17 protein-coding genes and 1 pseudogene are annotated in these 22306 nt (G+C 74.2%); 10 read left to right on the top strand and 8 right to left on the bottom strand.

Annotation, left to right across the window (positions count from 1 at the left end; all coding sequences use genetic code 11):
* Window positions 1-7: 7 nt before the first annotated feature.
* From Ade02nite_RS16730 to Ade02nite_RS16745, 4 genes are read left to right on the top strand one after another with little or no spacing between them, the layout of a single operon-like run.
* On the top strand, window positions 8-1414 hold the full coding sequence (locus tag Ade02nite_RS16730; protein WP_203763461.1) for a ferredoxin reductase family protein: 1407 nt from the start codon (window positions 8-10) through the stop codon (window positions 1412-1414).
* Between the two features lie 13 nt (window positions 1415-1427).
* On the top strand, window positions 1428-1895 hold the full coding sequence (locus tag Ade02nite_RS16735; protein ID WP_203763464.1) for an FMN-binding protein: 468 nt from the start codon (window positions 1428-1430) through the stop codon (window positions 1893-1895).
* Between the two features lie 56 nt (window positions 1896-1951).
* Entirely contained in the window at window positions 1952-2650 is a 699-nt protein-coding gene (locus tag Ade02nite_RS16740) for a response regulator transcription factor (RefSeq protein WP_203763466.1), read from the top strand.
* Window positions 2647-4041: a HAMP domain-containing sensor histidine kinase gene (locus tag Ade02nite_RS16745; RefSeq protein WP_239168816.1), complete on the top strand. Its 1395-nt coding sequence runs from the start codon at window positions 2647-2649 to the stop codon at window positions 4039-4041. The genes Ade02nite_RS16740 and Ade02nite_RS16745 overlap by 4 nt, the downstream gene beginning before the upstream one ends.
* Here Ade02nite_RS16745 and Ade02nite_RS16750 read toward each other — a convergent pair.
* Entirely contained in the window at window positions 4028-4789 is a 762-nt protein-coding gene (locus Ade02nite_RS16750; RefSeq protein ID WP_203763468.1) for an NAD(P)-dependent oxidoreductase, read from the bottom strand. The two genes, Ade02nite_RS16745 and Ade02nite_RS16750, sit on opposite strands and share 14 nt — an antisense overlap.
* On the bottom strand, window positions 4786-5457 hold the full coding sequence (locus tag Ade02nite_RS16755; protein WP_203763470.1) for a GntR family transcriptional regulator: 672 nt from the start codon (window positions 5455-5457) through the stop codon (window positions 4786-4788). Before Ade02nite_RS16755 ends, Ade02nite_RS16750 begins: the two co-directional genes overlap by 4 nt.
* A 131-nt stretch (window positions 5458-5588) precedes the next feature.
* Between Ade02nite_RS16755 and Ade02nite_RS16760 the strand changes: the two genes are divergently transcribed.
* Entirely contained in the window at window positions 5589-6749 is a 1161-nt protein-coding gene (locus Ade02nite_RS16760) for an MFS transporter (RefSeq protein ID WP_203763472.1), read from the top strand.
* A gap of 4 nt (window positions 6750-6753) precedes the next feature.
* On the top strand, window positions 6754-8016 hold the full coding sequence (locus Ade02nite_RS16765; RefSeq protein ID WP_203763474.1) for a vanadium-dependent haloperoxidase: 1263 nt from the start codon (window positions 6754-6756) through the stop codon (window positions 8014-8016).
* Between the two features lies 1 nt (window position 8017).
* Here the strand turns inward: Ade02nite_RS16765 and Ade02nite_RS16770 are convergent, their stop codons facing one another.
* From Ade02nite_RS16770 to Ade02nite_RS16790, 5 genes and pseudogenes are all read right to left on the bottom strand, one after another.
* Window positions 8018-9184 (bottom strand): lycopene cyclase family protein, encoded by a 1167-nt coding sequence (locus Ade02nite_RS16770; protein ID WP_203763476.1) that lies wholly within the window; start codon window positions 9182-9184, stop codon window positions 8018-8020.
* A 32-nt stretch (window positions 9185-9216) separates the two neighbouring features.
* A pseudogene (locus Ade02nite_RS16775) lies at window positions 9217-9639 on the bottom strand (YybH family protein); the annotation flags it as partial.
* On the bottom strand, window positions 9614-10588 hold the full coding sequence (locus Ade02nite_RS16780) for an RNA polymerase subunit sigma-70 (RefSeq protein WP_203763481.1): 975 nt from the start codon (window positions 10586-10588) through the stop codon (window positions 9614-9616). The pseudogene Ade02nite_RS16775 and the gene Ade02nite_RS16780, both read right to left, overlap by 26 nt.
* Window positions 10589-10610: 22 nt before the next feature.
* A complete protein-coding gene (locus tag Ade02nite_RS16785) occupies window positions 10611-11222 on the bottom strand; it encodes a HEAT repeat domain-containing protein (RefSeq protein WP_203763484.1) in 612 nt (203 codons plus the stop codon).
* Between the two features lie 116 nt (window positions 11223-11338).
* Entirely contained in the window at window positions 11339-12835 is a 1497-nt protein-coding gene (locus Ade02nite_RS16790) for an MFS transporter (RefSeq protein WP_203763487.1), read from the bottom strand.
* A 109-nt stretch (window positions 12836-12944) separates the two neighbouring features.
* Between Ade02nite_RS16790 and Ade02nite_RS16795 the strand changes: the two genes are divergently transcribed.
* Both Ade02nite_RS16795 and Ade02nite_RS16800 read left to right on the top strand, forming a co-directional pair.
* A complete protein-coding gene (locus Ade02nite_RS16795; RefSeq protein WP_203763490.1) occupies window positions 12945-13580 on the top strand; it encodes a hemerythrin domain-containing protein in 636 nt (211 codons plus the stop codon).
* 81 nt (window positions 13581-13661) lie between these two features.
* Entirely contained in the window at window positions 13662-16049 is a 2388-nt protein-coding gene (locus Ade02nite_RS16800) for an AfsR/SARP family transcriptional regulator (protein ID WP_203763493.1), read from the top strand.
* On the opposite strand, the gene Ade02nite_RS16805 is transcribed toward Ade02nite_RS16800, so the two are convergent.
* Window positions 16042-18765 carry an ROK family protein gene (locus Ade02nite_RS16805; protein WP_203763496.1) on the bottom strand — a complete coding sequence of 908 codons (2724 nt, stop codon included), beginning with the start codon at window positions 18763-18765 and terminating at the stop codon, window positions 16042-16044. The two genes, Ade02nite_RS16800 and Ade02nite_RS16805, sit on opposite strands and share 8 nt — an antisense overlap.
* A gap of 248 nt (window positions 18766-19013) precedes the next feature.
* Between Ade02nite_RS16805 and Ade02nite_RS16810 the strand changes: the two genes are divergently transcribed.
* Both Ade02nite_RS16810 and Ade02nite_RS16815 read left to right on the top strand, forming a co-directional pair.
* A complete protein-coding gene (locus tag Ade02nite_RS16810; RefSeq protein WP_239168818.1) occupies window positions 19014-20381 on the top strand; it encodes an MFS transporter in 1368 nt (455 codons plus the stop codon).
* Window positions 20382-20402: 21 nt separating this feature from the next.
* Entirely contained in the window at window positions 20403-22160 is a 1758-nt protein-coding gene (locus Ade02nite_RS16815) for a glycoside hydrolase family 3 protein (RefSeq protein ID WP_203763499.1), read from the top strand.
* Window positions 22161-22306: the final 146 nt, after the last annotated feature.

The following is a 22306-nucleotide window of genomic DNA, read 5'->3' on the forward strand; positions in this document are numbered from 1 at the left end:
TGGGATCATGACGATCACGGCCAGACCCGGCGCCGGCCGCAAGGCGCCACCCGTTTCCGGGCCTTCCGCGACGCCACGCTGGTGGGCGGATGCCGTCGGCGTCGTCGCCGGCGCCACCCTGCTCGTCGTCACCGCACTCTGGGTGAGCCACGGCGGGTTGCAGTCCGTGGGGAACGGCGGCCCCGGCGCGATCTCGTCCATCGGCCGCCTCTTCGGTCTCTGGGCCTCCGACCTGCTGCTCCTGCAGGTGCTGACGATGGCCCGCGTCCCGTTCGCCGAGCGCGCCTTCGGTCAGGACACGCTCGCCCGCTGGCACCGCTGGTCCGGCTTCACGTCGTTCTGGATGATGGTCGCGCACATCGTGCTGATCACCATCGGCTACGCCGGTACCGCCCGGAACAACCCGTTCGCCCAGTTCTGGACCATGATCTGGAACTTCCCGGGCATGCTCCTCGCCGCCGCCGGCACCCTCGCGCTGATCATGGTGGTGGTCACCTCGATCCGCGCCGCGCGCCGCCGCCTCCGGTACGAGTCGTGGCACCTGCTGCACCTCTACGCCTACCTCGGCGCCGGCCTCGCCCTGCCGCACCAGCTCTGGTCGGGCTCCGACTTCGCCGGCTCCGGCTGGGCCGCCACGTACTGGTGGACGCTGTGGGGTGTGGCCGCCGGCTCGGTCCTGCTCTTCCGCCTCGGCCTGCCGCTGCTGCGCAACCGCCGCCACCGCCTGGTCGTCGACCGGGTCGTCACCGAGGGCCCCGGCATGACGTCGGTGTACCTCACCGGGCGTGACCTCGATCGCCTGCCCGCCCGCGCCGGCCAGTTCTTCCAGTGGCGCTTCCTCGACGGGCCCGGCTGGACCCGCTCGCACCCGTTCTCGCTGTCGGCCGCGCCCGACGGCGACCAGCTGCGCATCACCGTCAAGGACAGCGGCGACGGCAGCTCCCGCGTCGCCACCCTCAAGCGGGGCACCCGCGTCCTCGTGGAAGGCCCCTACGGCAAGCTCACCGGCGAGTCGTACCACGGCGGTCCGCTGGTCCTGCTCGCCTGCGGCATCGGCATCACCCCGCTGCTGTCGCTGCTGGGCGAGCTTCCCTACGCTCCCGGCGAGGCCACCCTGATCTATCGGGTACGGAGTGCGGACGAGATCGCCTTCCGCCCGGAACTGGAGTGGTTCGCGCAGAAGCGGGGCGTGCGGGTCACCTATCTGGTGGGGCCCCGCGCCGCCGACGGATCGTGGCTGCCGGCCGGCCACCGCGACACGGACGTCGACGCCCTGCGCCGGCTGGCGCCGTCCGTGGCCGAGGCGGAGGTCTACCTCTGCGGGCCCGGCGCCTGGACACAGGCCGCCCACAGCGCCGCCCGCGCGGCCGGGGCGCCCGCCGCCCGCCTGCACACCGAACTCTTCTCCTGGTAAGCGAGGAACCCTGATGCGACGGATCACCCTGTGGCTGTTCTCGACGGTGGCGGCGGTCGTGCTGCTGTTCAGCTATCGCACCAGCACCAACAGCCCGGCCACGCCGGCCGCCGCGGAGGCGCCCCTGCCGGAGCCGGCCGCGGCCGGAAGCACGCCGCCTTCCTCGGCGGCGGCCGGCTCCGGCTCGGGGAAGGCGAGTGCGGGGCCGAAGGAATACGACGGCTCGTCGGTGCAGACCCAGTGGGGTCCGCTCCAGGTCCGCATCACGGTCGCCGACGGCAAGATCACCGACATCGCGGCACCGACCTCCCCGGCCGACAACCCGGCGGACGCGGGCGTGACCGCCGGCGCCCTGCCCCAGCTGCGCGAACAGGTCCTCGCGGCGCAGAGCGCCTCGATCGACGGGGTGTCGGGGGCGACGTTCACCAGCGAGGCCTACAAGCAGTCCCTGCAGGCCGCCCTGGACGCCGCCAAGATCTGAGCCGCTACCGGGCTTCGCGCACGCCGGACCGGCGGGGGGAGTAGAACCGAGAAACGATGCGGATACTCGTTGTGGATGATGACGCGGCGGTGCGCGACTCTCTCGCGCGCACGCTGCGGTTCGAGGGCTACCAGGCCGACACGGCCGGGGACGGCAAGCAGGCGCTGGACGTGGCCAAGGCCGTCGCGCCCGATGCGATGGTGCTGGACGTCAGCATGCCGGTCCTGGACGGGCTCGAGACGTGCCGCCGGCTGCGGGCGGAGGGTCTGCTGCTGCCCGTGCTGATGCTGACGGCGCGCGACAGCGTCGGCGACCGGGTGGCCGGGCTCGACGCGGGGGCCGACGACTACCTGGTCAAGCCGTTCGCCCTGCAGGAGCTGCTGGCGCGGATCCGGGCGCTGCTGCGGCGCTCGGGCCTGATGGCGGCGGGCGGTGGCGGGGCGGACGAGCAGCGGCTCGCGTTCGGCGACGTCTGGCTCGACGTGGTCACCAGGGAAGTGTGGCGCGGCGGCCGGCAGTTGCGGCTGACGCGCACGGAGTTCGCGATCCTCGAGGCGTTCCTGCGGCATCCGCGGCAGGTGCTGACCCGGGCGGCGCTGTTCGAGCAGGTGTGGGGCTACGACTTCGGCGAGGGGTCGAACAGCATTCACGTCTACCTGGGCTACCTGCGGCGCAAGCTGGAGGCCGAGGGCGAGCCGCGCCTGCTGCACACCGTCCGCGGCGTCGGCTTCGTGCTCCGCGAGGACCCGCTGTGAAAGAGCGGACCAGCTGGTGGCGCCGCCGCACGCTGCACACGCGGCTGTCGCTGATGGTGGCGTGCGCCGTGGCCGCGGCCGTGGTCGTCATGGCCGGGGCCGCGCTGCTCACGGTCGCCGCCCTGCAGGCCCACCAGCTGGAGGCGTCGCTCTCGTCCGACGCCCGCACCATCGCGGCCTCCCCGGCCGAGTGGGAGGACATCCAGGAGGCCATGCCCAAGGGGTACGGCGGCCACAAGCCCCTCGGGCCCACCTGGCAGCTGCTCGACTCCGGCGGCGCGATCGTGAGCGGCTCGGCGGAGGTGCTGCCCGTCACCCCGGCCGCCAAGGAGATCGCCGCGGGTGGGCGGCCGCGGTGGCAGGAGGAGGTGATCATCGATGGGGACCACCATCAGATGCTCACCGTGGCGGCCAAGGGCGGCGGGGCCGTGCAGGTCGCCATCAACCAGGAGCGGACCCGGGACCTGCTGACCCTGCTGGCCGCCGCGCTCGCCGCCGCCTGTGTGCTCGGCATCGCGGGGGCGGCCTGGCTGGGGCGGGTGGTGGCGCGGGCCGGGCTCGCGCCGGTCGAGAAGCTGACCGGGGCGGTCGAGCAGGTCGCGGTCACCATGGACCTCACCAAGCCGGTCGAGGTGTCGGGCGCCGACGAGGTCGCGCGGCTCGGGCGGTCGGTCAACACGATGCTCGCTGCCATCGACTCGGCCCGCCGCGCCCAGCGGACCCTCGTGGAGGACGCGGGGCACGAGCTGCGCACGCCGCTGACGAGCATCCGTACCAATGTGGAACTGCTCCTGGAGGTCGAACGGCGGCCGGAGCTCGCGCACCGGCTCCCGCCCGAGGAACGCGAGTCGCTGCTGCAGGACCTCGACTCGCAGGTGCGCGAGCTCGCCACGCTCACCACCGAGCTGGTGGAGCTGGCCCGCGAGGAGACCACCCGCGAGGCCGTCGAACCGGTCGAGCTTCAGGACGTGGTGACGGCCGCGGCGACGCGGGTACGCACGAGAGCGCCCGGCCTCACGTTCACCACCGACCTGACGGCGGCGACCGTGCGCGGGCGGCCCGGCGAACTGGAGCGCATGGTCGTCAACATCCTGGACAACGCCGCGAAGTGGAGCCCGGCCGGCGGCACCGTGCGCACGTCGCTGAGGGCGGACGGCCCGCACTGGTGGACGCTGACGGTCGCCGACGAGGGGCCGGGCATCGCCGCGGAGGATCTGCCGCACGTGTTCGACCGGTTCTACCGCGCGCCGGCGGCCCGGTCGATGCCCGGCTCGGGGCTGGGCCTGGCGATCGTCGCGCAGACCGCGGCCCAGCACGGCGGCACGGTCACCGCCGCCGCGAACGAGCCGCACGGCACGGTGGTGACCGTGCGACTGCCTAACGGCCGATGAGGTCGTCGAGCCAGTCGCGGCTGGCCCGGGCGACGCGCGCCGGCACGCCGAGCGAGTCGAGCAGGTCGGCGGCGGCCGCCATCTCCTCGCGGCGGCGCACGGCGTGCAGGCGGGAGCCCTCCACCACGCGGTCGAGGGTCGCCTCGTCGCTGCGGGCGAACTCGGCGCGGATGTTGTCGCTCAGCCACTCCTCGAGCCCCGCCGCACGGGCCGCCGCCAGCGCCTCGGTCACGGCCGCCGACATGCCCTTGTAGAAGACGCTGCGCAACAGCTTGCGGGTGGCCGCCGCGCCCACCGGGCCGTCGATGACCTGGACGCTCGCCCCGTACGGCTGCAGGATCGACGCCACCCGGGCCGCGGCCGGGCCACTCGCCGTCATCGGCGTGCGCAGGCCCCGCCCGGGCACCGGCGCCATCAGCGCCACGTCCACCACCTCGACGGCACCGTCCGCCGCCGCGAAGAGCTCCTCCTTGAGCCCCGGCGCGGACGTGTTCAGATCGGCCCACAGCGTCCCCGGCCGGCACGACGGCAGCGACTGCCGCAGCGCCGCCAGCGCCTCCTTCGCGCTGTTCACGCTCAGCACCAGGCCCGCCTCACGGCAGGCGTCCTCGTCACTCTTCCTCTGCTCTACGCCGTCAGGCGCGTCCACGGCCGGATCGAACCCGAACACCGTGGCCCCCGCGGCGGCGAGGTCGGCAGCGATCCGGCTCCCGGCCTCGCCGAGCCCGAGGACCGCGACGGCGGTCACGCCGGCCCGCCCAGGTAGTCGATCGACCGCAGCGCCTCGATGACGCTGGCGATGTGGTCGCGCATCGCGTTCTCGGCGGCCTTGGGGTCGCGGTCGCGGATCGCCGCGATGATGCGCTCGTGCTGCGGCAGCGACGTCTGCGGGCGGCCCGGCAGCAGTGACAGCATGAACTGGTGGCGCACCAGCTGGCCGCGCAGCGTCTCGACGATCCGGTCGGCGGTGCCGTGCGCCGAGATGGCTCGGATCAGCGCGTGCAGCCGCTGGTTGAGATCGCTGTACGCCCGGTACTCGCCCTCGGCGACCGCCGCGCGCATGAGCCGGCCGATCTCGTCGAGCTCGGCGGCCTGCTCGTCGCCGACCCGCTCGGCGGCACGCGCCGCGATCAGGCCCTCGACCACCATGCGCACCTCGGTGATCTCGACGGCCTCCTCGAGCGACACCTTGCGCACGTGGGCGCCGCGGTTGCGCTCCATCTGCACCAGGCCCTCGCCGGCGAGATCCTGGAGAGCGGCGCGCACGTTGAAACGGCTGGCCGCGAACCGCTCGATGAGCTGCGCCTCGACGAGCCGCTCGCCGGGCAGGTACTCACCGCGGAGGATCGCCTCCCGCAACCCGTCGCGCGCCTGCGCGGCGGCCGTTCCTCGGTCCTTTTCCCGGTCGGGCTGCATCGGTCCTGTTTGTTCCTTCGTGCGGGCCGGTGGTTGGTCCCGCTACCCTATCCCATGGCGGCTACAAAATTGTCAACAATCCCGGCGGGAATGGCCCGTTCGTCCCGGCAATTCCTGGGTAGCGGTAGGAAATGACATTCCTCCCCCTGCTGGGCGGCGTGCTGCTCCTCGGCGTCGCCGACTCGATGATCGGGCCGTACCTGGTGCTCTACGGCACGGACGAGGCGAACCTCTCCCCCTTTCGCGCCGGCGTGCTGCTCTCGCTGATCTCGCTGAGCGGCCTGGTCGTGAGCACGTGGCTGGGCCGCCGCTACGACCGGGCGGCGAGCCGGTGGCCGGCGTTCCTCGCGGTGACCGCCCCGGCCGCGGGCTATCTGGCGCTGACCTTCACGACGGCGTACCCGCTGCTCCTGCTCATCGGCGCCGGCCTCCTCGGCGCCGGGATGGCGGCGTTCCCACAGCTCTTCACGCTCGCCCGCACCCACCTCGGCGACCATCCCCGGGCCACGCCGGCGCTGCGCTCGGTCTGGTCGCTCGCCTGGGCGATCGGCCCGATCGCCGGCGCCGCCCTGCTGGCCGCGGGCGGCTATCACCGCTTGCTCCAGGTCACCGCCCTCGCGTTCCTCCTGGTGAGTGTTCCCCTCGCGCTTGTCGGCCGTACGCCGCGAGCACGCGCCCAGGAGCGCACCGGCACCACCCCGCTCCCGCGCTCGATGCTGCCGGTCGCGGCCGCCTTCACGCTGTTCCACACCGCGATGCTCGCCGGCTCGGTCGTCCTGCCGCTCTACGTCACCCGGACCCTGCATCGGCCGGACGACGACGTCGGCCTGCTGTTCAGCGTCTGCGCGCTCGTCGAGATCCCCGCGGCGCTGGCCACGATGCTGCTGCCCGCCCGCGCCCGCAAACGGCCGGTCGTGCTGCTCGGCATGGCGCTGTTCGCCGCGTACTTCGTGCTCGTGGCGTTCAGCGCCGGCATGCCCGCGCTGATCGCCACCCAGGTCGCCCGCGGCATGGCGCTGGCCGTCGTCGGGGCGCTCGGCATCACGTACGTCCAGGATCTGGCACCGCACGCGGCGGGGCGGGCGACCGCGCTCTACGCCAACACGCTCACCGTCGGCTCGCTCGTCTCCGGCGTGCTGGCCGGCGCGACCGCGCAGGCGCTCGGCTACCGGGCCGCCCTGCTGCTCTGCGCCGCCCTCACCGCGGGCGGCCTGCTGCTGCTGGCCGCCCGCCGTGCCGAGTCCGATCGAGGACGCATCGAAGCGATTCAATCCCGGGTGGGTGCAGGGTGAGTCCATGAGGAAGACGCTGATCATGGTCGTGCTGTGTGTGACGGGCGGCTTCGCGGCCGCCCAGGCGCCGGTGGACATCGACAGTGTCCGCGTGTGGAACGGGTTCGCCCTGGACGCGGTCCGCACCACGCGCGCCACGGACGCCGATGCCGCCCGGCTGTACGCGATGGTGAACCTCGCGATGTACGACGCCGTCAACGGGCTCGCCGGCTCCCGGGCGCGCACCAGCGCGCTCGTGCCGGGACCGGGACCGCACGACGCCGACCCGCAGGCGGCGGCCGCCGCCGCCGCGCACGAGGTGCTGGTCGCCCTCGACCCGGCGCGCGCCGCCGACTACGACGCCCGGCTCGCCGCGGACCTGGCACGCCTCACCCACCCGCGGGCGGGCGCCGCCTGGGGCCGGCACGTCGGGCGCGCCGTGGTCGCCGCGCGCACCGGCGACGGCTCCACGCCGGTCGAGACGCAGCCCGCGGGCACCGGCCCGGGCGTCTTCCGGGCCGCGTGGTCCGGCGTCCAGTACCGCCACGTGCGCCCGTTCGGCGTCGTCGATCCGGTTCGGTACGTCCCGGCCGGGCCGCCGGCGTTGACCAGCCTGCCGTACGCCGCCGCCTACGCCGAGGTCGCGCTGCTCGGCAACGCCGCGCTGCCCGACGCGGACCTGCTCGCGACGTACCAGTACTGGTCGTTGCCGGCCGGCTCCGTCCAGCCTCCCGGCGAGTGGCTGCGCATCGGGCTCACGGTCGCCGCGGACCGGCGTCTGCCGCTCGCCGAGCAGGCCCGGCTGACCGCGCTGCTCACCATGGGCCTCGCGGACACGACGGTCGCCACGGTCGAGACCAAGTACCGGTACCGCCATTGGCGCCCCACCACCGCGATCCGCGAGGGCGACACCGACGGCAACCCGCTGACCGTGCCGGATCCGATGTGGACGGCCCGGGCCGGCAGCGCCGGGGGCAGCCCCGAGTACGTGTCCGGGCACAGCTCGTACAGCGGCGCGGCGGCGACCGTCCTGGCCGGCTACTTCTGCGACGACACCGTCGCGTTCACCCACACCACCGATTCCGCGCCGGGCGGCGCCGCCCGCGCCTACCCCGGCTTCTCGGCGGCGGCCGCCGAGGCCGGCCGGTCGCGGGTGTACGGCGGCCAGCACTTCGAGTTCAGCAACCAGGCGGGCCTGGCCACCGGCCGGGGCGTCGGCGGCGAGGTCCTGGCCACCCGCCTGCTGGTCCGGGGCGGCCCGACGCACGTCGGCGCCTGCCCCCGCTGACTCACCGCCGGAGCCGGGCCATCGCGTCTCCCGCTGCCGCCCGCGTCATCGGCAGCAGCGGGCTCGACGCCATCAACGTCAGGTCCTCGCTCCACGACGTGGTGCCGTCGAGGAAGCGCAGGACCCGCTCCGGCGGATTGCGGTCGAAGAGCCGGTCGAAGAAGGTCACGCCGTCGACCAGCCCCCGGTCGAGGGCGCGCAGCTGCACGGCGTCCATCCAGCGGTGCCGCGGCGGGTACGGCGCCCCGGGCACCGGCGGCCGGCCGGCGGCGAGCTCGCGCGCGATGTCGCCGGCCTGGCGCGCCATCGCCGAGAACGTGAAGCCGGTGGACGGCCGCGTCGCCCCGCCGGCCGTGCCGAGGCGTACCACCCGGGGCGAGGGCCGCGGGTCGAAGACGCCGTCGGTCATCGGGATGACGCCGTCCTCGACCTCCCGCACCCGCAGCGCGCCGAGGTCGAGGCCGCTGAGCCGGGCATAGCCGCGCAGCGCGGCGTCGTACGCGTCGCCGTCGAGCACCGCGGGCGAGAACTCCGTGTATTCCACGAGCGCGAACCGGTCGCTGACCGGCAGCACGTAGCCGAAGGAGACCCCCCGGGCGGGCTGCGGCGTCCGGAAGTCCATGAGCACGGCCCGATCCGGCTCGAAGGCCGGCCGGTCCGACTCCAGCCACCAGCCCCGGAAGTGCTGGAGCCAGTTCGTCCGCCCGGCCCGCGCCGGCTTGCGCGGCCGTGAGTCGAGCGCCCACCCGGCGCGTACCAGAGGGGTGCCTTGCGGATCGGTCACGACCACCCGCGAGCCGTCGTCCACCACGTCTGCGGCCGGCGCGGTGACCCGCACGGCGCCGAGCCGCTCCTCCACGGCGGCCGCCAGCTCGTACAGCGGTTGCGAGCGCAGCATCGCGTACCGCAACGGTTCGAGCGCAAGCACCCGGCGCCGCGCCGGGGTGACCACATCGACCTCGCCCCAGCTGGCGCTCAGCAGGGGGTCGAGCACCGTGCCCGGCTGCCCCCAGAACGCCCAGGTGCGGTCCTGCCCGCGCTTGCGCACGGGATCGACGATCGCCAGCCGCAGGCCCGGAAGCCGCTCGCGCCCCAGCGCGGCGAGCACGAGCGACGCCGCTCCCCCGCCACCCACCAGGACCAGGTCGACGTCGACGGGAGCGCTCACCCGTCAGAGCTTGCCACCCCCTGGGTTTCTCGGTCCGCGCGGGCCGCCGGAGTCTCGTCCTGCTGGGCGAGCGGGAACGAGTGGTGCTCGTGCGCGATCAGCCAGCGGCCGCCCCGCTTGCGCAGCCCCAGCGTGATGCGCAGGCGGTGGTCCGGCCGGCGGGCGAGCTCGGCCGGCGTGCCGCAGCGCAGGAGCAGGTGGGCGTACGCGACGTCGGTGCCCGCCGTGACCTCGGTGCGCACCAGGCCGAAGACGGCGCCGCTCCTGATCCACTCGAAGAACGGTGGCCATGTCGCCCGGTACGCGCCGAGGCCCCGCACACCCTCCTCCGGCGGCGGCACGTCGAACATCACGACGTCGTCGGTGTGGTCGGCGACGACGGCCTCCAGGTCGGCGGTCCGCACCGCGGACACCCAGCGTTCGATCAGCTCAGTGATCGTCTTTTCGTCGGTCATGCCGGTACAACCCCGCGAGCGGCGTGGATCCATCGCGGCCGGGCGGCAATCTCGCGGGCAGGCCGAAGGCGGTGAGGTCGGCGTCCAGGAACGACACGACCTCGGCGACGCGGTCCGAGCGCAGGCGAAGGAGGTCGAGGCCGCCGGGCAGGTAGGCCGCGGCCCGGTCGTCCCATCGATAGATGCCGAACGCGACCTGGCCGTTCGCGGCGGCCGGCCGGAACCGCCACCTGAGGCCGAGAGGGCCGCCGACAAGGAATTCGCGGATCGCCGGCCGTCCGGTGTAAAGCACCGGCAGGGGTGGCATCGAGTACCGCGCGTCGTCGGTGAGCATGCCGACGATCGCCTCGACGTCGCCGGTCTCCCACGCGATCGCGTACCGGCGGGCCAGGTCACGGACGGCCGGCTCACCGAGCCCGCCCAGCACCGCCTGCTGGCTGGGCCCGAGGTTCGCCTCGGCGAGGGCCTTGCGGGCGCGCTGCATCGCGCTGTCGACCGCGCCGACGCTCGAGCCGAGCTGCTCGGCCACCTCACGCGAGCTGAATCCGAGCACGTCACGCAGCAGGAGGACGGCGCGCTGGCGGGCGGAGAGGCGCTGCAACGCCACGACGAAGGAGAGCTCGATGCTCTCGCGGGCCACCGTGCGGGCCTCCGGTCCCAGGCGGCCGTCGGCGTAGGGTTCCAGCCAGGTCGCCTCGGTGCCGGTGGGCAGTTCGCGGCGGGCCCGCCCGGTCAGCATGGTCAGGCAGCGGTTCGTCGCGATGCGGAACAGCCACGGCCGCAGCCGGGCCCGGTCGTCGAGCCGGTCGATCGCCCGCCAGGCCCGGACCAGGGTCTCCTGCACCGCGTCGTCGGCGTCGTGCACCGAGCCGAGCATCCGGTAGCAGTGCGCGTGCAGCTCGGCCCGCAGCGGCTCGATCAAGGCGGTGAAGCCGTCCACGCGGGCCATCCTGGCACAGCGGCGCTCTCGGTCAGACGCGGACGCGGGCGGCCAGTTCCTCGGCGGCGGCGCGCCAGCTCTCCTCGGTCTGGGCGTTGAGGCGGCCGAACAGGGCCGGGACGTTCTCCGGTGGGCGGCGGTCGCCCGCGTACCGCAGCAGGGTCGTGGCGGCGTGGTAGCGGACCAGGTATGCCGGGTCGCGCACCGCGGCGGCGAGGGCCGTGACCAGGCCGGTGCTCGGCGGGAAGCGGGCCAGGGCGATCGCCGCGTCGAGGCGGGCGAGCTCGGACGGGGCCGTGTCGAGCTCGCGGACGATCGGGCGCGACCAGGAGGGGTCGCCGGTGATGGTGTAGAGCGCCTCGGCGACGCGGATGCGCATCTCGCCTGTGGCGCCGCCCAGCGCCGAGCGCAGGTAGCTCACCGCGTCGGCGGGGGCGCGGCCGGCCGCGGCCAGCTCGGTGAAGGACCGGGCGGCCAGCGGGTCGCCCTCGGCGAGGCCGGCGCGGAGCATGCGCTCGACGCGGCGGGGGTCGGCGCGGACGGCGGTCAGCAGGGCGGTGAAATCGGGACCGTCGTGGTCCACGAGGTACGGATCGCCGAAGACCTCGCGCCGCCATCGCTGCCACTCCGCGTCATCGCTCATCGACGGACATTATTACGGGACTCGGGATCACCCGGCCACCGCGGGCCAAAGATGATCAAGCAAGCGAAATGCCCCGGCCTCGCCAGAGCGAGGCCGGGACTGTCTTCGGTGGAGTCTCAGTGCGCCATGGCGCGGGGCGCGTCCGGGTCGACGTCGAGCGGGCCGCTGCGGAACAGCAGCGCCGACACGACCGCGCAGACCAGGAAGAACCCGCACGACCACCAGAACACCGTGTGGTAGCTCTGCAGGGACGCCTCGGCCGCCAGGGTGGCCGACGCCGCGTGCGACTTCGCGTAGTTCGTCGCGGCGGTCGCGGCGAACGAGCTGAGCAGCGCGGTGCCGATCGAGCCGCCGATCTGCTGCACCGTGTTGATCATCGCCGAGGCGACGCCCGCGTCGTGGTGCTGCACGCCGCTGGTGGCGGCGTTCTGGGTCGGCGCGAAGACCAGGCCCAGGCCGAGGCCGATGATGAGCAGGCCGGGCAGGACGCCGCCGGCGTACGTCGAGTCGAGCTCGAGGCGGGTCAGGTAGGCCATGCCGACCGCGGCGATCAGGGCGCCGGCCGGGACCAGCGGGCGCGGGCCGACCTTCGGGGTGAGGATCGAGCCGGCCGTGGTCGCCGACAGCATGATGCAGGCGAGCATCGGCAGGAACGCGAGGCCGGTCTGCACCGGGGTGAAGCCGAGCACCGTGGTCAGGTAGTAGGTGAGGAACAGGAAGATACCGAACATGCCGGCGCCGGCGATGCCGATGGCCGCGTACGAGCCGCCGCGGTTGCGGTCGAGCACCACGCGCAGCGGCAGCAGCGGCTGCGCCACCCGGCGCTCGATCAGCACGAAGGCGATCAGGAAGACCACGCCGACGATGATCGGGATCAGCGTGGCGGCGGCCGTCCAGCCGTCCGTCTCCGCCTTGCCGAGGCCGTAGACCAGGCCGACGAGGCCGACGACGACCGCTACGACGCCCGGGATGTCGATCTTCGCCTTGCCGTCGACCGGCTCGTCCTCGAGCTTGAGCAGGGCGCCCACCACGGCGATCGCGGCGATCACCAGGTTGACGTAGAGGCACCAGCGCCACGACGCGTACTCGGTCAGGACGCCGCCGAGGAGCAGGCCGACCGCGCCGCCGGCGCCGGAGATCGCGCCGAAGATGCCGAACGCCTTGCCGCGCTCGGCGGGCTCGGTGAACGTCGTCGACAGCAGCGACAGGGCCGCCGGGGCGAGCAGCGCGCCGAAGGCACCCTGCAGCGCGCGGGCGACGATCAGCAGCTCGAGGCCGTTGGCCGCGCCGCCCAGCGCCGACGCCAGCGCGAAGCCGACAAGGCCGATGAGGAACATCCGCTTGCGGCCGAAGAAGTCGGACAGGCGGCCGCCGAGCAGCAGCAGGCTGCCGAAGGCCAGGGCGTACGCGGTGACGACCCACTGCCGGTCCGCGTCGGAGAACGCGAGGTCGGCCTGCGCGGTGGGCAGCGCGATGTTCACGATGGTGGCGTCCAGCACCACCATCAACTGGGCCATGGCGAGCACGACCAAGGCCCACCAGCGCCCGGAGCCGCGCTGCTCCGGTGGCGCGGGGGTGGGCCCCGCCAATCGGGTGTTCGTGTCGGTGGTCATGGTCGCCTTCCGTAGCGAGGGGTTCACATCCCCCTCCGCATCGGCAGGTGGCCACCCCGAGTTGAGGGTCGTCAAGTGGCGGGCAAGTGACATGATCGAGACTGCGCCGGTGAGGACCGAGCCGCATACCCAGGAGCTCGTGGTCATCCACCGGGTGTTCCGGCGGGAGGCCGCGCTGCTGTCACGCTTCGTGACCGGATGCCGGCCCGGCGACACCGCGCGGGCCGCCCAGGTCGCCGGCGCGGTGCGCGGCTACACCGGCGGGCTGCTCTGCCACCACCGGGTCGAGGACGAGCTGGTCTGGCCGCTGCTGCGCGAGCGGGCCCGGCTCTACGACGAGCTCGTGCAGCGCATGGAGGACCAGCACGGCCGGCTGGAGAAGAGCCTGCTCACGATCGGCGACCTGCTCCCCCGCTGGGAGCTGGCGGCGGCCGGGCACGTGCGCGACGAGCTGGCCGAGCATCTGACGGAGCACCGGGCGCTGCTCGTCGAGCACCTGGACGACGAGGAGGAGCTGATCCTTCCGCTGGTCGCCGAGCACCTGAGCGCCGCCGAGTGGGACGGGGTCGGCCGGCGGGCGCTGGGCACCACCACGCTCGGCGCGATCCTGGAGGAGGCCGGGCCGGACGAGCGCCGCCACTTCCTGGCCAAGGTGCCGCCGGCCGACCGGCTCGGCTGGTGGCTGATCGGCCGCCGGCAGTACCAGCGGCAGGTGTCCCGGCTGCGGGAGCCGCAGCCCTGGTGACCCGGCGGGACCGGCCGCCCAGTCGCCTTCCCGACCGTCTCGGCAGTTCACCACGCGTGACCGAGCACATAGGATCGCCGGATGATCGAGGTCCGGGTGCTCGGTCCGGTGACGATCCTGCTGGACGGCGAGCCGGTCACCGTCCGCGGCAACCAGGCGCTCGCCGTCCTGGCGATGCTGGCCGCCGCCCACGGCCGTCCGGTCGCCGCCGACCGGCTCATCGACCGGCTGTGGGGTGCCGCGCCGCCCGCCGGGGCCGCGGCGGTGCTCCAGTCCCACGTGTCCCGGCTGCGCCGCTCGCTCGAGCCGCACCGGCCGCCGCGCGGGGCCGCCGAGCTGCTGGTGAGCGAGGCCCCCGGCTACGCGCTGCGGCTGCCCGCCGGCGCGCTCGACGCCGGCCGCTTCGAGCAGGGCGTGCGGGCCGCCGACGGGCTCCCGCCGGCCGGGGCGCTCGACCGGCTGCGGGCCGCGCTGGAGCTGTGGCGCGGCCGCCCGTACGAGCAGTTCGCCGACCACGAGTGGGCCGCGGCCGAGGTCGCCCGCCTCACCGAGCTGCACCACACGGCCCGCGAGCGCGTGGTGGCCGCGCTGCTGCGGCTCGACCGCGCCGACGAGGCGATCCCGGCGGCGCGGGCGCTGACCGCCGACGACCCGCTGCGCGGCGAGCCGTGGCGGCTGCTCGCGCTCGCGCTGTGGGCGGCCAGCCGCTCCGGCGACGCGCTGGCCGCGCTCGGCGAGCACCGCCGGGTCGTCGCCGACGAGCTGGGCCTCGACCCCGATCCGGCGCTGGCGGCGCTCGAGCAGGCCATCCGCGAGCAGCGCGCCGAGGTGCTGGAGGCCGCCGTGCGGCCCGCACCGAGCCCGATCCGCCCGGCGCAGCTGCCCCGCGCCGCGCCGGTCTTCGCCGGGCGGGCAAGCGAGCTGCGCCGCCTCGACCGGCACACGCCCGCGCTGGTCGTCATCAGCGGCACGGGCGGCGTCGGCAAGACCACCCTGGCGCTGCGCTGGGCGCACCGGGCGGCCGAGCGCTACCCCGACGGGCAGCTCCACGTCGACCTGCGGGGCTTCGGGCCGGAGGACGCGGCCGCCGATCCGGGTGACGTGCTCGCGGCGTTCCTCGGCGCGCTCGGCGTGCCGGATCAGCGGATCCCGCCGTCGACGCCGGAGCGGACCGCGCTGTTCCGCAGCGTGCTGGCCGCGCGGCGGATGCTGGTGGTGCTCGACAACGCCCGCGACTCCGACCAGGTGCGGCCGCTGCTGCCCGGCAACCCCGGCTGCGCGGTCGTGGTGACCAGCCGCAGCCACCTCATCGACCTGGTGGTCACCGACGGCGCCCATCCGCTGCGGCTGGACGCCTTCCGGCCGGCGGAGTCCGTGGCCTACCTGCGGCGTCGGCTCGGCGACGAGGTGGTCGACGCGGACCCGCGGGCGCGCGACGCGATCGTGGAGCGCTGCGGCGGCCTGCCGCTGGCGCTCGCGCTGGTCTGCGCGCGGGGCGCGTTCCCGCTCGCCGAGATCGACGCGGAGCTGGCGTACGCCGACGGGCTCGACGGCTTCGCGGTGGCCGGCGTGAAGCACGATCTGCGGGCGGTCTTCTCGTGGTCGTACCGCCGGCTGGAGCCGTTGGCGGCGCGCATGTTCCGGCTGATCGCGCTGCACCCGGGCCCCGACCTGAGCATCGCGGCGGCGGCCGCCCTGGCGGGCACCGAGGTGGCCGTCGCCCGCGCGCTGCTGCGCCGGCTCGCCGACGACCACCTGCTCGCCGAGCACCGGCCGGGGCGCTTCGTGCTGCACGACCTCGTGCGGGCGTACGCGAGGGAGACGGCGGGACGGGTCGACCCGGCGGAGGACCGGGCCGCCGCGGTGACCAGGCTCCTCGACTTCGCCCTGCACTCCGCGGGGAACGCGGCGCGGGCGCAGCACCCGTTCCGGCGGCCGGTGATGGTCGGCGACGCGCCACCCGGCGTCGGCCCGGTGCGCTTCGCGGACGCGGCGGCGGCGATCGGCTGGCTCGACCTGGAGTACGACAACATCACGGCGCTGCTGGAGCTGTGCCGCGCCGAGCGTCCCGGTCACCTGCCGGGCTTCGTGTGGGCGCTGGCGCCGTACCAGCAGGACGTCCGCTTCCACCTGGCCGATTCGCTGGCGCTGGCGACCGACGCGCTGGCGGCCACGGACGACCGCCGCTGGACGAGCTACCTGCACCACGTGGTCGGGCGGGGGCTGCTGCGGCTCAACCGGCTCGCCTGGGACCACGCCTACCGGCCGGGCGGGCTCGACGAGGCGCGGCGGCTCTTCGAGGAGCACATCGAGATCAACAAGAGATGGCACAACGCGTACGGCGCGGCGGGCGGCTGGATGGAGCTGGCCCGCTTCCACCAGCGCGCGGGTGACCGTACGGCCGCGGCCCGGGCCCGGGAGCAAGCCCTCCGCGTCCTCGGCACGGCGCGCTCCGACCGGCCTAGCTGACCACCGGGTGCGGCAGCAGCGACTCGATGGCGCCCAGCACCTCGGCGTCGGCGCGCAGGGCGGTGCTCACCACGCTGAGACCGGCCGTCACCGCCGGGGTGCAGTGGCGCATCAGCGACTCCCGGATGCCCTCCTCGACGTGCGGGCCCGCCTCGCCGTACTTGCCGCCGACCACCACCACGGCCGGGTTGAGCATGTTGGTGAGCGGGGCGATGGAGCGCCCGATCAGCCGGCCGGCGTCGAGCAGGGCCCGCTGGGCCGGCCGGTGACCGCCGGCGGCCAGCTTCATCAGCCGCTGCTGGGGATCCTCGGACTCGCGGATGAACGGCGCCGCGTCGAGCACCGCGCCGAACGACGCCGGTGACAGGAACGTCGACAGGCATCCGCGGCTGCCGCAGACGCAGAGCGGGCCGACCTCGCGCACGTTGAGGTGGCCGACCTCACCGGCGTAGCCGAGCGCGCCCCGGTACATGCGGCCGCCGGCCACGATCCCGGCGCCGGTGTACTGGTCGGCGCGCAGGTAGAGAACGTCCAGGGCGCCCTGGGCGGCACCGCGCCGCACCTCGGCGAGGGCGGCCAGGTCGGCGTTGTTCTCCACCCGGCACGGCACGCCCAGCACCTCGGTGATCACCTCGGCCGGCGCGAACCCCGAGAACATCGGCAGGATCCCCGGCGTCCCGAACCGCCCGGTGACCGGATCGACCGGCGCGGGCACGCTCAGCGCCACCTCACGCAGGTCGCCGGGCGCGTGACCGTTGCCGGCGAGCAGGGACGCGATCAGCTCCCCGGCGAGCCGCACGGGCGCCTCACCGCTCACCGTCATCGGCACCGGATGGGCCGCCTGATGCAGCACCCGCCCCGCCCCGTCGGCCACGATCACCCTGATCCCGTACGCGGAGATCGCCGCCGCCGCGAGCAGCTCGGCCGGCGTGACCAGCCGGAAGCCGGGCGACGGCCGTCCCGGCCGCCCCTGCTCGACCGGCGCGTCGCAGGCTTCCACCATCCCTTCCCGGCACATCTCGTCCAGCAGCTCCACCACGGCCGCCCGGGGCAGCTTCGTCAGCCGCACCACGTCGCTGCGCGCGAGCGCCCCATGCGTCCGCAGCAACTCCGCGATCCGCTCCCGCCGCGCCACCCGCTCCCGCCGCCGCGGCGAGCCGCCCCGCTCCTCCCCCACCTCGACCGCCCCCGCCCGCTGCACGGCCCCGGCGCTCGCACCACCCAGCACCCCCGCATCCCACCCAGCGCCACCAGGCCCCGCAGCGGGCTCTCCCGCGACGCGCTCTGCGGTTACGCCCTCGCCCGCACCGTCCTGGCGTGCGACGCCACGCCCCGGGCCCGCCCTCCCACTGCCGGACATTTCCGTTTTTTCGGTTTCATGTGAAACAACCGGCTGAGCGGCGAACGGACGGTGAGACGCGGCGGCCGGCGGCGTGGTCGGCGTCGGCGCGGCGGGCGGCAGCGCACCGGCCCCCGGCCTGGCGGACGACGGCGCGGCGGCGGCAGCGCCCGAGGCCGACACCCCCACCCCGCTCGGGTGTGCGGCCATCAGACGGCTCAGCGGCGCGGCCCCCGGCAAGCGGCTCAGCGCCGCCGCCACCGCGCCCAGGAGCGCCGACCGGCCGGCCAGCGTCCCCGCGTGGATCGCGGTGCGTTCGGCGACGGCCGGCTGCGCGTACCGCAGGAGGGACTCTCGCACGCCCGCCACGATCGGGCCGCCCTCGGTGATCAGGGGGCCGTCCACGACGACCAGGGCCGGGTTGATCGTGTTGGCCAGGTCGGCCACGACCCGGCCGATCATGCGGCCCGCGTCGGCCAGCACGCGCTGGGCGATCGCCTCGTGTTCGGCCAGTTCGAGGGCGCGCTCCGCGCTCACCGGCTCGCCGTAGCCGGCCGACAGCGCGCCCAGCAGCTCGCGCGGCGCCGCGATCGTCTCGAGACAGCCCCGGTTGCCGCAGCGGCACAGGGCGCCCGTCTCGTCGACCTGCACGTGCCCGATCTCGCCGGCCACGCCGTTCGCGCCCCGGTGCAGCTCGCCGTCGAGCAGCAGGCCGCAGCCGATGCCCGAGGCGATCCGCAGGTAGCAGACGTCGCGGTAGCCGCGCGCGACCCCGTGGGTGACCTCGCCGAGCAGGCTCAGGTTGGCGTCGTTCACCACCGTCACGCCGTGCCCGAGCCGGCGCCTCAGCTCGGCGCCCGCCGCGAACCCGGCCCACCCGGGCAGCACGCTGCTCGTGTGCACCACGCCGTCCGCGACCGGCGCGGGCAGGCCGATCACCGTGTGCCAGACGCGCCGGCCCGCCGGCACGCACTCGGTGATCAGCGCGGCGAACTCGTCCAGGATCTCGGCGGGCGTGACCCCGTGCAGCGGGCGGCTCCGCTCCACCTCGATCTCGCCCGTGAGACCGGAAACGGCCACCCGCGCCGCCGCCCGGCCCGTCTCGGCAACGCCCGCGGAGTCGAGGACCGCCCCCACCACGTAGCCGGCCTCCGGCCCCAACGACAGCAGCCGCGCCGGCCGGCCCTGATGCCCGGCGGCAACCGGATCGGACTCGGCCAGCGACCCATTGGCGAGAAGCTTGGTGAGCAGCCCGTTCACCGTCTCGCGGGCCATGCCCGTGCGGCGGGTCAGGTCGGTGCGGCTGATCGGGCCGGCATCGCGGACGGTGGCGAGCACCAGGTCGCGCCCGGTGATCCCCGCGGGGCGGGTCGTCATCGGCGAAGCGTACCCCCGGGTTTTGATGGTTTTCTCGGTTAACCCGGCAGTGACCCACGACACCTGCCGCCCACATCGCCCATCACCTCAGAAATAACCGAGGAAGAAGACGAATCAGAGCCTCCGAACGGCCGATCACCCTCTGGATTGGTGTTAACCGGCTCATTACCTTCGAGAGATCAGGTGGTAACGAGCCGGGCCCGGCAAGGTACCTGTCCCCCGTTCCTTGCGTACCCAAGGAGGTTGCGATGACCGACATCGATCCTCGCCTTGCGAAGTTGCCACCGGCCGCCGGACTTCAGACCGCCGACCCGTCGCTGAACGACCAGATGATCGACCCCGTCAACCCGATCAGCGGTGTTCCCCTGAAGGTCACACCCCTGAAGATCACTCCCCCGGACGCCCCGAAGCGGCTGATCGTCTCGATGGCCCTCGCGCAGTTCGGCGCCTACCTGACGATCATGACTCCGGTCGTGGTCACCCTCTCCATCCGCGTGGCGCAGATCGCCCCGGACGACAAGGCCTCCGCGCTGAGCGCCGTCCTCTCGGTGGGCGCGCTGCTCGCGCTCATCGGCAACCCCTTCTTCGGCGCGATGTCCGACCGCACCCGGTCGCGCTTCGGCCGCCGCCGCCCGTGGCTGATCGGCGGCATGATCGCCGGCCTGATCGGTCTCACGATCGTCGCGACCGGCAGCACGATCCCGGTCCTCACCTTCGGCTGGGCGGTCACCCAGCTCGGCGTCAACGCCACCCTCGCCACCCTGACCGCGCTGCTGCCCGACCAGGTGCCCGCCCATCAGCGCGGCCGCGTCGGCGGCATCCTCGGCCTGATGACCTCGATCGCGATCCTGGCCGGCACCGCCCTGGCGGCCGTGCTGTCCGGGCACACCTTCTCGATGTTCATGGTGCCCGCGATCGCCGGCACCCTCACGGTGCTGCTGCTCGTCTCGATCCTCAAGGACCGCCCCGCCGTCGCCGGGCAGCACGAGAAGTACGACTTCCGCGAGTTCCTGCGCACCTTCTACGTCAACCCGCGCCGGCATCCCGACTTCTCCTGGAACCTGCTCAGCCGCTTCCTCATCTGGATGGGCCTGGCCAGCGTCACGACGTACCAGAGCTACCTGCTGATCGACCGCTTCGGCTACACCACCGACAACGTCGCGACCGCGGTGCTCATCGCCACCCTGATCACCACGGCCGGCATGGTCGCGGGCTCGACGATCGGCGGCTGGCTCTCCGACCGCAGCGGCAACCGCAAGCCGTACGTCCTCGCGGCCGGCCTGGTCATCGCCGTCTCCCTGCTGGTCATCGCGGTCAGCCACAACTTCGGCCTGTTCCTCGTCGCCGCGCTGATCTTCGGCGTCGGCGAGGGCCTCTACCTCGCCGTCGACCTGGCCCTCGCCACCGAGGTGCTGCCCAACCCGGACGACGCCGCCAAGGACATGGGCGTGCTGAACATCGCGAACGCCCTCCCGCAGTCGCTCGTGCCGATCCTGGCCGCCCCGATCCTCGCGATCGGCTCCGGCGGCGAGAACTACGGCGCGCTCTTCCTCGCCGGCGCGATCGTGGCCATCGTCGGCTCCCTGCTGGTCCGCATGGTCCGCGGCGCCCGCTGACCCATCCTCACGGAGGCTCCCATGTACCCGTACCAGAACCCCGCCCTGCCGATCGAGGACCGGATCACCGATCTGATCGGGCGGATGACGCTCGCCGAGAAGGCCGGCCTGATGTTCCACACGATGGCGGCCGTGAACGCGGACGGCACGCTCTTCGAGCCGGACGGCGCAGGCGGCATGTTCCCGTCGACCCGGTGGCTCGTCGAGGACAAGCTGATCAACCACGTCAACATCCTGACGATGGGCCCGGTCGCTCCCGCCGCGATCGCCGAGTGGCACAACCGGATCCAAGAGGTCGCGGCCGACACCCGCCTGGGCATCCCGGTCACCGTCTCGACCGACCCGCGGCACGGTTTCCTCGACAACCCGGCGACGTCGGCGGCCGCGGGCGGCTTCTCGGTCTGGCCGGAGCCGATCGGCCTGGGCGCCACCAAAGACCCCGATCTGGTACGGGAGTTCGCGGACATCGCGCGGCGCGAGTACCTGGCGGCGGGCATCCGGGTGGCCCTGCACCCGATGGCCGACCTCGCCACCGAGCCGCGGTGGGCGCGCACCAGTGGCACGCTCGGCTCGGACCCTGCCATGGTCGCCGACCTGCTCCGCGCGTACGTCGAGGGCTTCCAGGGACCGGAGCTCGGCCCGGACAGCGTGGCCACGATGGTCAAGCACTTCCCCGGCGCCGGGCCGCAGATGAACGGCGAGGACGCGCACTTCCCGTACGGGCGGGAGCAGGTCTACCCGGGCGGGCGCTTCGACGAGCACCTCAAGGTGTTCGAGGCGGCCTTCGAGGCGGGCGCGGCCCAGATCATGCCGTACTACGGGATGCCGATCGGCACCTCGTACGAGGAAGTGGGTTTCGGCTTCAACAAGGGCATCATCGAGGGGCTGCTGCGCGGAAGGTACGGCTTCGACGGTGTGGTCTGCACCGACTGGGGCCTGGTCACCGACGCGGACGACGTGTTCGGCGCCCCGATGCCGGCGCGCGCCTGGGGCGTGGAGAGCCTGTCCCGCCTCGACCGGGTCCACCGCATCATCGAGGCCGGCGCCGACCAGCTGGGCGGCGAGCACTGCCCCGAGCTGATCGTCGAGCTGGTCTCGCGGGGCCGCGTGCCCGAGTCCCGCATCGACGCGTCGGCCCGCCGGATCCTGCGGGACAAGTTCCGCCTGGGCCTGTTCGACGACCGCCGCACCGTGTCCGCACCGGACGCCGCGCAGGAGATCGGCCGGCCGGCGTACGTGGCGGCGGGCCTGGAGGCGCAGCGCCGCTCGATCGTGGTGCTCCAGTCGTCGGTGCTGCCGCTCGCCGAGGGCATCAAGGTCTACCTGGACGGCGTGGACGCCGACGTGGCCGGGCGCTACGCCAAGGTGGTCACGTCCGTCGCCGAGGCGGACGTGGCGATCGTGCGGCGGAGCGCGCCGTACGACACCACGCGCACCACGGGCTTCGAGTCGTTCTTCCACGCCGGCCGCCTCGACTACACCCCGGCCGAGCTCGCGCCCGTCGAAGAGATCGCCGCGGCGGTGCCGACGGTGGTGGACGTGCTGCTCGACCGGCCCGCGGTGCTCACGCCGCTGGCCGCGCGGGCGGCCGCCCTCACCGGCAGCTTCGGCGCGTCCGACGAGGCGCTGCTCGACATCCTCTTCGGCCGCGTCAGGCCCACGGGCACGCTGCCGTTCGAGCTGCCGCGCTCGATGGAGGCCGTCGCCGCGTCCCGCGAGGACGTGCCCAACGACACCGAGGACCCGCTGTTCCCGTACGGGCACGGCCTGACGCTCTGACGCTCGCCGCCGTACCTCTGCGGGGGTACGGCGGCGCCGTGCTACTCCCGGGCGAGGTAGCGGGAGAGCCGTCCGCCGCGGGACGCGCACCGCTGCCGCGCCGCGAAACCATTGCCGCATGGGAGGGCCGCGGTCCGCTGCCTTCA

Origin of the sequence: Paractinoplanes deccanensis (assembly GCF_016862115.1) — a bacterium.
Classification (GTDB): domain Bacteria; phylum Actinomycetota; class Actinomycetes; order Mycobacteriales; family Micromonosporaceae; genus Actinoplanes; species Actinoplanes deccanensis.

What these genes read in the sequence shown, in the direction of transcription:
- Ade02nite_RS16730 (WP_203763461.1), top strand. Translation starts at nt 8, where the DNA reads ATGACGATCACGGCCAGACCCGGCGCCGGCCGCAAGGCGCCACCCGTT.
- Ade02nite_RS16735 (WP_203763464.1), top strand. Translation starts at nt 1,428, where the DNA reads ATGCGACGGATCACCCTGTGGCTGTTCTCGACGGTGGCGGCGGTCGTG.
- Ade02nite_RS16740 (WP_203763466.1), top strand. Translation starts at nt 1,952, where the DNA reads ATGCGGATACTCGTTGTGGATGATGACGCGGCGGTGCGCGACTCTCTC.
- Ade02nite_RS16755 (WP_203763470.1), bottom strand. Translation starts at nt 5,457, where the DNA reads ATGCAGCCCGACCGGGAAAAGGACCGAGGAACGGCCGCCGCGCAGGCG.
- Ade02nite_RS16760 (WP_203763472.1), top strand. Translation starts at nt 5,589, where the DNA reads ATGACATTCCTCCCCCTGCTGGGCGGCGTGCTGCTCCTCGGCGTCGCC.
- Ade02nite_RS16765 (WP_203763474.1), top strand. Translation starts at nt 6,754, where the DNA reads ATGAGGAAGACGCTGATCATGGTCGTGCTGTGTGTGACGGGCGGCTTC.
- Ade02nite_RS16780 (WP_203763481.1), bottom strand. Translation starts at nt 10,588, where the DNA reads ATGGCCCGCGTGGACGGCTTCACCGCCTTGATCGAGCCGCTGCGGGCC.
- Ade02nite_RS16785 (WP_203763484.1), bottom strand. Translation starts at nt 11,222, where the DNA reads ATGAGCGATGACGCGGAGTGGCAGCGATGGCGGCGCGAGGTCTTCGGC.
- Ade02nite_RS16790 (WP_203763487.1), bottom strand. Translation starts at nt 12,835, where the DNA reads ATGACCACCGACACGAACACCCGATTGGCGGGGCCCACCCCCGCGCCA.
- Ade02nite_RS16800 (WP_203763493.1), top strand. Translation starts at nt 13,662, where the DNA reads ATGATCGAGGTCCGGGTGCTCGGTCCGGTGACGATCCTGCTGGACGGC.
- Ade02nite_RS16805 (WP_203763496.1), bottom strand. Translation starts at nt 18,765, where the DNA reads ATGACGACCCGCCCCGCGGGGATCACCGGGCGCGACCTGGTGCTCGCC.
- Ade02nite_RS16810 (WP_239168818.1), top strand. Translation starts at nt 19,014, where the DNA reads ATGACCGACATCGATCCTCGCCTTGCGAAGTTGCCACCGGCCGCCGGA.
- Ade02nite_RS16815 (WP_203763499.1), top strand. Translation starts at nt 20,403, where the DNA reads ATGTACCCGTACCAGAACCCCGCCCTGCCGATCGAGGACCGGATCACC.